Annotated in this window: 8 protein-coding genes; 7 read left to right on the plus strand and 1 reads right to left on the minus strand. The window is 70.7% G+C overall.

Annotated elements, in window-relative coordinates; all coding sequences use genetic code 11:
- Positions 1–19 precede the first annotated feature (19 nt).
- The 5 genes from CQZ88_RS13725 (at position 20) to CQZ88_RS13745 (ending at position 4,976) form a co-directional block, all read left to right on the plus strand.
- Positions 20–556 (plus strand): DUF779 domain-containing protein, encoded by a 537-nt coding sequence (locus CQZ88_RS13725; protein WP_102799905.1) that lies wholly within the window; start codon positions 20–22, stop codon positions 554–556.
- Positions 557–672: 116 nt separating this feature from the next.
- Positions 673–2,133, plus strand: coding sequence for an ethanolamine permease (gene eat / locus CQZ88_RS13730; protein WP_029544952.1), 1,461 nt, complete (start codon positions 673–675; stop codon positions 2,131–2,133).
- A complete protein-coding gene (locus CQZ88_RS13735) occupies positions 2,130–3,545 on the plus strand; it encodes an ethanolamine ammonia-lyase subunit EutB (protein ID WP_029544950.1) in 1,416 nt (471 codons plus the stop codon). Before eat ends, CQZ88_RS13735 begins: the two co-directional genes overlap by 4 nt.
- Entirely contained in the window at positions 3,542–4,306 is a 765-nt protein-coding gene (eutC, locus tag CQZ88_RS13740) for an ethanolamine ammonia-lyase subunit EutC (protein WP_029544948.1), read from the plus strand. Before CQZ88_RS13735 ends, eutC begins: the two co-directional genes overlap by 4 nt.
- Before the next feature lie 121 nt (positions 4,307–4,427).
- On the plus strand, positions 4,428–4,976 hold the full coding sequence (locus CQZ88_RS13745) for a hypothetical protein (protein ID WP_006930889.1): 549 nt from the start codon (positions 4,428–4,430) through the stop codon (positions 4,974–4,976).
- A 13-nt stretch (positions 4,977–4,989) separates the two neighbouring features.
- Here the strand turns inward: CQZ88_RS13745 and CQZ88_RS13750 are convergent, their stop codons facing one another.
- Positions 4,990–5,421 carry a protein-tyrosine phosphatase family protein gene (locus CQZ88_RS13750; protein WP_029544945.1) on the minus strand — a complete coding sequence of 144 codons (432 nt, stop codon included), beginning with the start codon at positions 5,419–5,421 and terminating at the stop codon, positions 4,990–4,992.
- Positions 5,422–5,666: 245 nt separating this feature from the next.
- On the opposite strand from CQZ88_RS13750, the gene CQZ88_RS13755 reads away from it, so the two are divergent.
- Complete coding sequence (locus CQZ88_RS13755; RefSeq protein WP_029544943.1) at positions 5,667–7,034, plus strand: MFS transporter; 1,368 nt, start codon at positions 5,667–5,669, stop codon at positions 7,032–7,034.
- 166 nt (positions 7,035–7,200) lie between these two features.
- On the plus strand, positions 7,201–8,859 hold the full coding sequence (locus CQZ88_RS13760; protein ID WP_006930868.1) for an AMP-binding protein: 1,659 nt from the start codon (positions 7,201–7,203) through the stop codon (positions 8,857–8,859).
- The last annotated feature ends 72 nt before the right edge of the window (positions 8,860–8,931 follow it).

The following is an 8,931-nucleotide window of genomic DNA, read 5'->3' on the forward strand; positions in this document are numbered from 1 at the left end:
GACAACCGGAAGGCACCCCATGTCCGTCCCGCTCCGCCTCGTCGCCACCGCCGACGCGGTTGCTCTCCTGCGCCGTCTCGCCGAGCGGCACGGGCCGCTGATGATGCACCAGTCCGGCGGCTGCTGCGACGGGTCGGCGCCGATGTGCTACCCGGACGGCGACTTCGTCGTCGGCGACCTGGACGTGCTGCTGGGGGTGCTGGACCTGCGGCTGCAGGTGGGGACGACGGCCGGTGACCTGCCCGCGGGCGCCGACGCCGTCCCGGTGTGGATCTCCGGGTCCCAGTTCGAGGCGTGGAAGCACACGCAGCTCGTTCTCGACGTGGTGCCCGGCCGCGGCTCCGGGTTCAGCCTGGAATCGCCCGAGGGGCTCCGGTTCCTCAGCCGCGGCCGCGCCTTCACCGCCGACGAAAACGACGCGCTCGCCCGCGACACACCCCTGCTCGGCAAGCGGTGGGCCGCCGGTGCCCGTCCGGAGCCGGCCGCCGAGCCGACCGTCGTGGCCGAGGCCGCCGACGCGTGCCCGGTGCCGACGCCCCGGGGCGCCTCCTCGTAACACTTCCGTGACCGCGTACTGACGCGGTGTGTACCTACCGCTCGTACCGTGAGTACGCGCGGTGTCCTCGACGTGCCCGCTCGACACGTCGCCATCCTCCGTCGAGAAGAGAGATCATGTCGTTGACCGACCCGCCCAGGACCGGGGCCGAGACCCCGGCCCACCACGACGGCGCGGACTTCCACGCCGAGAGTCGTGCGTATCTCGAAAAGCGCACTCTGAGAAAGGGTTCGGCGGGCTGGGTGCTGCTCGCGGGCCTCGGTGTCAGCTACGTGATCTCCGGTGACTACGCCGGCTGGAACAACGGCCTGGCCGAGGGCGGATTCGGTGGTCTGCTCGTCGCCTCGGTGGTCATCGCGGCCATGTACTTCGCGATGGTGCTCGGCATGGCCGAGCTGTCCTCCGCGCTGCCCGCCGCCGGCGGCGGCTACACCTTCGCGCGCCGCGCCCTCGGACCGTGGGGTGGATTCGCCACCGGCACAGCAATTCTCATCGAGTACTCGATCGCCCCGGCCGCGATCGCCACGTTCATCGGCGGGTACGTCGAGTCGCTGAACCTGTTCGGCATCACCGACGGATGGTGGATCTATCTCGCCGTGTACGCGGTGTTCATCGGCATCCACCTCACCGGCGCCGGCGAAGCGCTCAAGGCGATGTTCGTGATCACGGCGATCGCTCTCGTCGGGCTCGTGGTGTTCGCCGTCTCCGCCGTCGGGCTGTTCGACACCGCGAACCTGACCGACATCGCCGTCGACGAGACCGCCGCCGGAGCGTCGTCGTTCCTTCCCTTCGGCCTGTTCGGCATCTGGGCGGCCGTGCCGTTCGCGATCTGGTTCTTCCTCGCCGTCGAGGGTGTGCCCCTGGCCGCCGAGGAGGCAACCGAGCCGGAGAAGAACGTGCCCAAGGGCATCATCGTGTCCATGCTGGTGCTGCTCGTCACCGGTGCGACCGTGCTGTTCCTGGCCACCGGCGCGCTCGGCGCCGACGCCCTGTCCACATCCGGTAACCCGCTCGTCGAGGCCCTCGGCGACACCGGCGCAGCGAAGGTGGTCAACTACATCGGGCTCGCCGGCCTGATCGCGAGCTTCTTCTCGATCATGTACGCGTACTCGCGGCAGACGTTCGCGCTCTCCCGCGCCGGGTACCTCCCCACGAGCCTGTCGCTGACCAACAAGCGCAAGGCGCCCATGCTGGCGCTGATCGTCCCCGGCGTGATCGGGTTCGCGCTCTCGCTCACCGGCGAGGGAGCGATGCTGCTCAACATGGCCGTCTTCGGCGCCGCGGTGAGCTATGTGCTGATGATGGTCAGCCACATCGTGCTGCGCCGGCGCGAACCGCACATGCCGCGGCCCTACCGCACCCCCGGCGGCGTCGTCACCACCTCCTTCGCGCTGGTCGTCGCCGCGGCCGCCGTCGTGGCCACCTTCCTGGTCGATCCCGTCGCCGCCCTGTGGACCCTCGGTGCCTTCGCCGCGTTCATGGCCTACTTCGGGCTCTACAGCCGGCACCGGCTGGTGGCGAACTCGCCCGACGAGGAGTTCGCCGCGCTCGCCGAGGCGGAGGCCGAGCTGAAGTGAGCGTCTACACCCAGCATCTCGCCGGCACCACCTACACCTTCGACGGCCTCGTCGACCTGCTCGCCAAGGCCACCCCGCGCCGCTCCGGCGACGAACTCGCCGGCTGCGCGGCCGAATCCGACGCCGAGCGTGCGGCCGCGCAGTGGGTCCTCGCCGACATCCCGCTCGACGTGTTCCTCGCCGAGCCGGTGGTGCCGTACGAGACCGACGAGGTCACCCGGCTGATCCTCGACGATCACGACCGCGACGCCTACAGGTCCGTGCAGCACCTGACGGTCGGGGGACTGCGCGACCTGCTTCTCGACACCGTCACGAAAACCGATGCGGCCGCGGCGTTCGCCGCCATGTCGCCCGGCCTGACCCCCGAGATGGTCGCCGCCGTCAGCAAGCTCATGCGCAACCAGGACCTGATCGCGGTGGCCCGCGCGATCGAGGTCACCTCGGCGTTCCGCACCACCGTCGGACTGCCCGGCCGGCTCGGCACCCGGCTGCAGCCCAACCACCCCACCGACGATCCACGCGGCATCGCCGCCGCGACCCTCGACGGGCTGCTGATGGGCTGCGGCGACGCCGTCATCGGCATCAACCCGGCCACGGACTCGCCACAGGCCACCGCCGACCTGCTGCACCTGCTCGACGAGATGCGGCTGCGCTTCGACATCCCGGTGCAGTCCTGCGTCCTGTCCCACGTGACGACCACGCTCGGCCTCATCGAGGCCGGTGCCCCGGTGGACCTGGTGTTCCAGTCCATTGCCGGCACCGAGGGGGCGAACGCCGGCTTCGGCGTGAACCTGGCTCTGCTGCGGGAGGCGAACGAGGCCGGTCGCGCTCTGGGGCGCGGCACCGTCGGCGACAACGTCATGTACCTCGAGACGGGGCAGGGCTCGGCGCTGTCGGCCGGCGCGCACCTCGGCACGGGCGGACGCCCCGTCGACCAGCAGACCCTCGAGACCCGCGCGTACGCCGTCGCCCGGGCGCTCGACCCGCTGCTGATCAACACGGTGGTCGGGTTCATCGGCCCCGAATATCTCTACGACGGCAAGCAGATCGTCCGGGCCGGCCTCGAGGACCACTTCTGCGGCAAGCTGCTGGGCCTGCCGATGGGCGTGGACGTCTGCTACACCAACCACGCCGAGGCCGACCAGGACGACATGGACACCCTCCTGACCCTGCTCGGGGTGGCCGGCGCCGCGTTCGTCATCGCGGTGCCCGGAGCCGACGACGTCATGCTCGGCTACCAGAGCCTGTCGTTCCACGACGCGCTGTACGTGCGTCGCGCGCTGGGCCTGCGCGCCGCCCCCGAGTTCGAGCGATGGCTCTCCGGTCTCGGCATGGTGGACGGAGCCGGGCACATCCTGCCGGTGGACGCGGCGGCCTCCCCGCTGCGCGCCCTCGCGGGAGGTGCGGCGTGAGCGGGTCCGTCGACCGTGACTTCTGGGCACCGCTGCGGTCGGCGACCCAGGCCCGCATCGGGCTCGGCCGGGCCGGCGACGGCCTCCCGACCGCTCGGGTGCTCGAGTTCCGGGCCGCGCACGCCGCGGCCCGCGACGCGGTGCACCAGCCCCTCGACGTGCCGGCGCTGGCCACCGACGTCGAACGCCTCGGACTCGGCGCGCCGATCGTCGTCACCAGCCGGGTGAGCGATCGCGGCGAGTACCTGCGCCGCCCGGACCTGGGCCGCCTGCCCGAGGATCTGTCCGCGGTCCCCGGCACCGGCGCCGACGTCGGGGTGGTCCTCGCCGACGGGCTCTCGCCGCGAGCCCTGGCCGAGCACGGCGTCGCCCTGCTCGAGGCCGTCGTGGCGGCCCTGCCGCGGCACCTGTCCGTGGCACCGCCGGTGATCGCGACGTCGGCACGGGTGGCGCTGGGCGACCACATCGGCGCCGCCCTGGGGGTGCGCACGCTGCTGGTGCTGATCGGGGAGCGGCCCGGGTTGTCGGTCGCCGACAGCCTCGGGGTGTACCTGACCCACGAGCCGCGGCCCGGTCGGGCCGACGCCGAGCGGAACTGCGTGTCCAACATCCACCCCCCGGAGGGGCTCGGGTACGCCGCGGCCGCGCGTGTCGTCGCGGGGCTGGTCGACGGGGCGCGCCGGCTCGGGCGTTCCGGTGTGGACCTGAAGGACACGACGCGGGCGGACCGGCTCGATTCCGCGACGGTGGGGGAGTTGTAGAGGCGAGAGTGTGACGTACCCGCGTGGGCGGTTGACATCGCGACCGGAAGCGCCAAATCATGTACTCCGCCCGACCGGGTGACACGTACCGCCCGCGACCGGGCGACGAGGAGAAGACACGATGGCGTTCGCTGGCAATGTCGACGAGCTGGCTCTGCTGCAGACGGTGCGGTTGAAGGAGACCGTCACCGCCGAGATGATCGCGGCGCATCTGGGGGTGTCGGTCGCGTCCGGGCGGGCGGCGTACGACGCGCTGGTCACGCAGGGCAAGGCGAAGGAGACCGGCAACGGCATCTCCCTGACCGACGCAGGGGTCGCGGAACTGACCGATCAGCTCGACGCGGAGCGCGTCTCGATCGACGAGGATTCTCTCGCGGAGCTGTTCGAGCAGTTCGGCCCGCTCGACGAAGAGCTCTCCGCGCTGCTCGCCGACCCGGAATCCGCCAACTTCCTCGACGAACTGATCGAGCTGGATCGCAAGGCGCAGAACCTCTTCGACGACGTGTCGGCGTTCGTTCCGCGCCTGTCGCGGTATCAGGACCTGTTCGCCGAGGCGCTCGGGAAGATCAAGTCCGGCGCGCTGGCGTGGGCGACGGCGCCGAACATCGACTCGTACGCGACTGTGTGGAGCGAGATGCGCGCCGAACTCACCGGCGCCGCCGGTCGCTGACCGGCGCCGCCGGTCACCGGAACGCAGCGACGAAGCGCCGCTGCCACGGCGTCTCCACCGCTCGGTGCGAATAGTGTTCGCGCACATAGGCGACGGCCTCGCCGGGCGGTACGCCGTCGAGGATCGCGAGGCAGGCCAGGGCGGTGCCCGTGCGCCCCCGGCCACCGCCGCAGGCGACCTCGACGCGTTCGGTCGCGCACCGCTGCCACGCCTCGTGCAGTATCCGGCGGGCAGCGCCGGGGTCGGTGGGGAGGCGGAAGTCGGGCCACCGGATCCACCGGGCGTCCCACGGGACCGCCGGCGGCGTCCGGCCCGCGAGGTACACCCCGAGGGTGGGCAGCGGTCCGGCCGGAAGGGGACGTCGGACGCCACGGCCCCGGACGTACCGGCCCGACGGTAGTGCCAGGATCCCCGGGGCGTGCGGGTCCCAGGTCGTCGTCGCCATGAACGGAGCGTAGACGGCGCGAAAGTTGTTCGGCCACCGGGTGTCCCGGAATCCGAGCGGACGACCGCGCGTGGTGAGGGGTGGACGCCCCGCGACGATCAAGTCCTTCGTTCGGCAAACTACGTGATCCGGCTCACAGCCACCCCCCTTTCGGGGGTAGTGGGGGAGTGAGACGGATCACTACCTTTCCTTCCATCGCGCGGCGCAGGGCCGCCGCGGCTCGGACGGAAATACGGAGGACAGACGTGACCACAGTGTCGACACCGGGGGCCGAACCCCCCGTGGTACCGGCGGGACAGAAGCCCGCCGCGCCGACCGCCCCCGCCCCGGGCGGACCCGGCATCCGACGCGTCGCCATCGCCAGCTGCATCGGCACCACCATCGAGTTCTACGACTTCTTCATCTACGGAACCGCCGCAGCCCTGGTCTTTCCGACGGTGTTCTTCCCGGCTCTCGGCGCCACCGCCGGCACGGTCGCCTCGTTCGCGACCTTCGCCGTCGCGTTCATCGCCCGCCCGGTCGGCGCCATGCTGTTCGGGCACTTCGGCGACCGCATCGGCCGCAAGAAGACCCTCGTCTCCACGCTGCTGCTGATGGGCATCTCGACCCTGCTCATCGGGCTGCTGCCGGGCGCCGAGACGATCGGCGTCGCCGCCCCGATCATCCTCGTGCTGCTGCGATTCGCGCAGGGCTTCGCCGTCGGCGGGGAATGGGCCGGCGCGACGCTGCTCACCGCCGAGTACGCGCCACCGGGCAAACGCGGCCTGTACGCGATGTTCCCGCAGCTCGGCCCCGCCATCGCCTTCGCCCTGTCGAGCGCCACCTTCCTGTTCACCGGCCTGGCCCTCGGCGACACCAACGAGGCCTTCCTCAACTACGGCTGGCGTATCCCGTTCCTGTTCAGCATCGTTCTCGTGGCCATCGGTCTCTACATGCGCCTCGCCATCGAGGAGACCCCCGTGTTCCGGGCCGAGAGCGAGGCCCGCGCCGCCGCCCCGGCCGAGAAGCGCACCCTGCCGTTCCTCGACGCCCTGCGCTACCAGACCAAGGAGATCCTCCTCTCGGCCGGCGCACTGGCGATCATGTTCGCCTTCTTCTACATGGGCACCGCGTACCTGACCAGCTACGCGACCAAGACCCTCGGCTTCTCCCGGCCGTTCGTCCTCACCGTCGGCATCGTCGCCTCGTTCGTCTTCGGCGCCGCGATCGTGCTCTCCGCCCTCTACTCCGACCGGGTCGGCCGCCGGCGCGTCATCATGATCTCCTGCGGCTTCTCCGTCGTGTGGGCGCTGGCGCTGTTCCCGCTGCTCGACACCGGCTCGCCGGTCGCGTTCGTCGTCGGCATGATGGTCACCCTGGCCATCTTCGGCATCGCCTACGGACCATGCGGGGCGCTGCTGCCGGAGATGTTCCACACCCGGTACCGGTACACCGGCGCCGGACTCGGCTACAACCTCGCCGGCGTCCTGGGTGGCGCGATTCCGCCCATGCTGGCCGCGCCCCTCGCGGCGTCCTACGGCGGCATCGCCATCGGCATCATGCTCTCCGTGCTCGGCGTGCTGAGCTTCGTGTGCACCAAGGCCCTCGTCGAGACCCGCGACCGAGCGCTCTGATCCCACCGGCGCCCTCCCCGACACCCCGGGGAGGGCGCCTCGTGCTGCCACCGCACCGCCAACTGTCCAGAATCCGAACACCTGCGGCGCCGGATCGGCGAGCATGGTGGACGAGTCCACGAGATCCCCTCGCTCGCCCCGGGCCGCGCACACTGCAGGAGCACCCATGACCGGTTTCGCCACACCCGAATTGCCCAGCTACACCTCGGGGGCGTGGAACACCCCGCTGCTGGGGGACACGATCGGCGACAACTTCGACCGCACCGTCGCCCGCCACGGCGACCGCGACGCGCTCGTCGACCGCGCCGCCGGCCGGCGCTGGACCTACACCGAACTCGCCGCGGAGGTCGACGCCCTCGCGCTCGGTCTGCTGCGCGCCGGCATCGGCAAGGGCGACCGGGTGGGCATCTGGGCGCCGAACCGGGCGGAGTGGGTGTTCGTCCAGTACGCCACCGCGAAGATCGGCGCGATCCTGGTCAACATCAACCCCGCCTACCGCTCGCACGAACTGCAGTACGTGCTCACCCAGGCCGGGATCCGGATGCTGATCTCCGCGCCGAGTTTCAAGACGTCCGACTACGCCGCAATGATCTCCGAGGTGCGCGGCGACTGCCCGGACCTCGAGCAGGTGGTGCTGCTCGGATACCCCGAATGGAACGAACTCGCCGAGTCCGGACGCGCCGCACTCGCCGACGACCGCACCCGGCTCGACGCCGCCCAGCGTGACCTGTCGGCCGACGATCCGATCAACATCCAGTACACGTCCGGCACCACCGGATTCCCCAAGGGCGCCACCCTCAGCCACCACAACATCCTCAACAACGGATTCTTCGTCGGCGAGCTGTGCCACTACACCGAGAACGACAAGGTGTGCATCCCGGTGCCCTTCTACCACTGCTTCGGCATGGTCATGGGCAACCTGGCCTGCACCAGCCACGGCGCGACGATGGTCATCCCGGGACCCGCCTTCGACCCGGCCCAGACCCTGGCCGCCGTCGCCGAGGAGCGCTGCACCTCCCTGTACGGGGTGCCGACGATGTTCATCGCCGAACTCGCCGACCCCTCCTTCGAGACCCACGACCTGTCGAGCCTGCGGACCGGCATCATGGCCGGCTCCCCGTGCCCGGTCGAGGTGATGAAGCAGGTCATCGAGCGGATGGGCATGACCGAGGTCTCCATCTGCTACGGCATGACCGAGACCTCGCCGGTGTCCCTGCAGACCCGCAGCGACGACACCATCGACCAGCGCGTGTCCACCGTCGGCCGCGTCGGCCCGCACCTCGAGGTCAAGATCGTCGACCCGGCCACGGGCCTGACCGTCCCGCGTGGTGAACCGGGCGAGCTGTGCACCCGCGGCTACTCGGTGATGCTCGGCTACTGGAACCAGCCCGACAAGACCGCCGAGGCCATCGACAAGGCCCGGTGGATGCACACCGGCGACATCGGCGTCATGGACGCCGACGGGTACGTCTCGGTCACCGGCCGCATCAAGGACATGGTCATCCGTGGTGGCGAGAACATCTACCCGCGGGAGATCGAGGAGTTCCTCTACACCCACCCGGACATTCTCGACGCGCAGGTCGTCGGCGTGCCCGACGAGAAGTACGGGGAGGAGCTCATGGTGTGGATCCGGATGCGGGAGGGGGCGGCGCCGCTCGACGCGCAGTCGCTGCGCGAGTACTGCACGGGCAAGCTCGCGCACTACAAGATCCCCCGCTACGTGCACATCGTCGACGAGTTCCCGATGACGGTCACCGGCAAGATCCGCAAGGTCGAGATGCGGGAGCTGTCCACGGCCCTGCTCGGGGAGGCCGAGCGGGGGTGAACGGTCTGCGGCCGGAGATCGCGCTGTCCTGGAAACGCTCGCAGTTGAGCGGGATCGACCCGGGACGGCTCC

This window comes from Rhodococcus sp. ENV425 (assembly GCF_002887785.1).
Lineage (GTDB): Bacteria > Actinomycetota > Actinomycetes > Mycobacteriales > Mycobacteriaceae > Rhodococcus > Rhodococcus aetherivorans.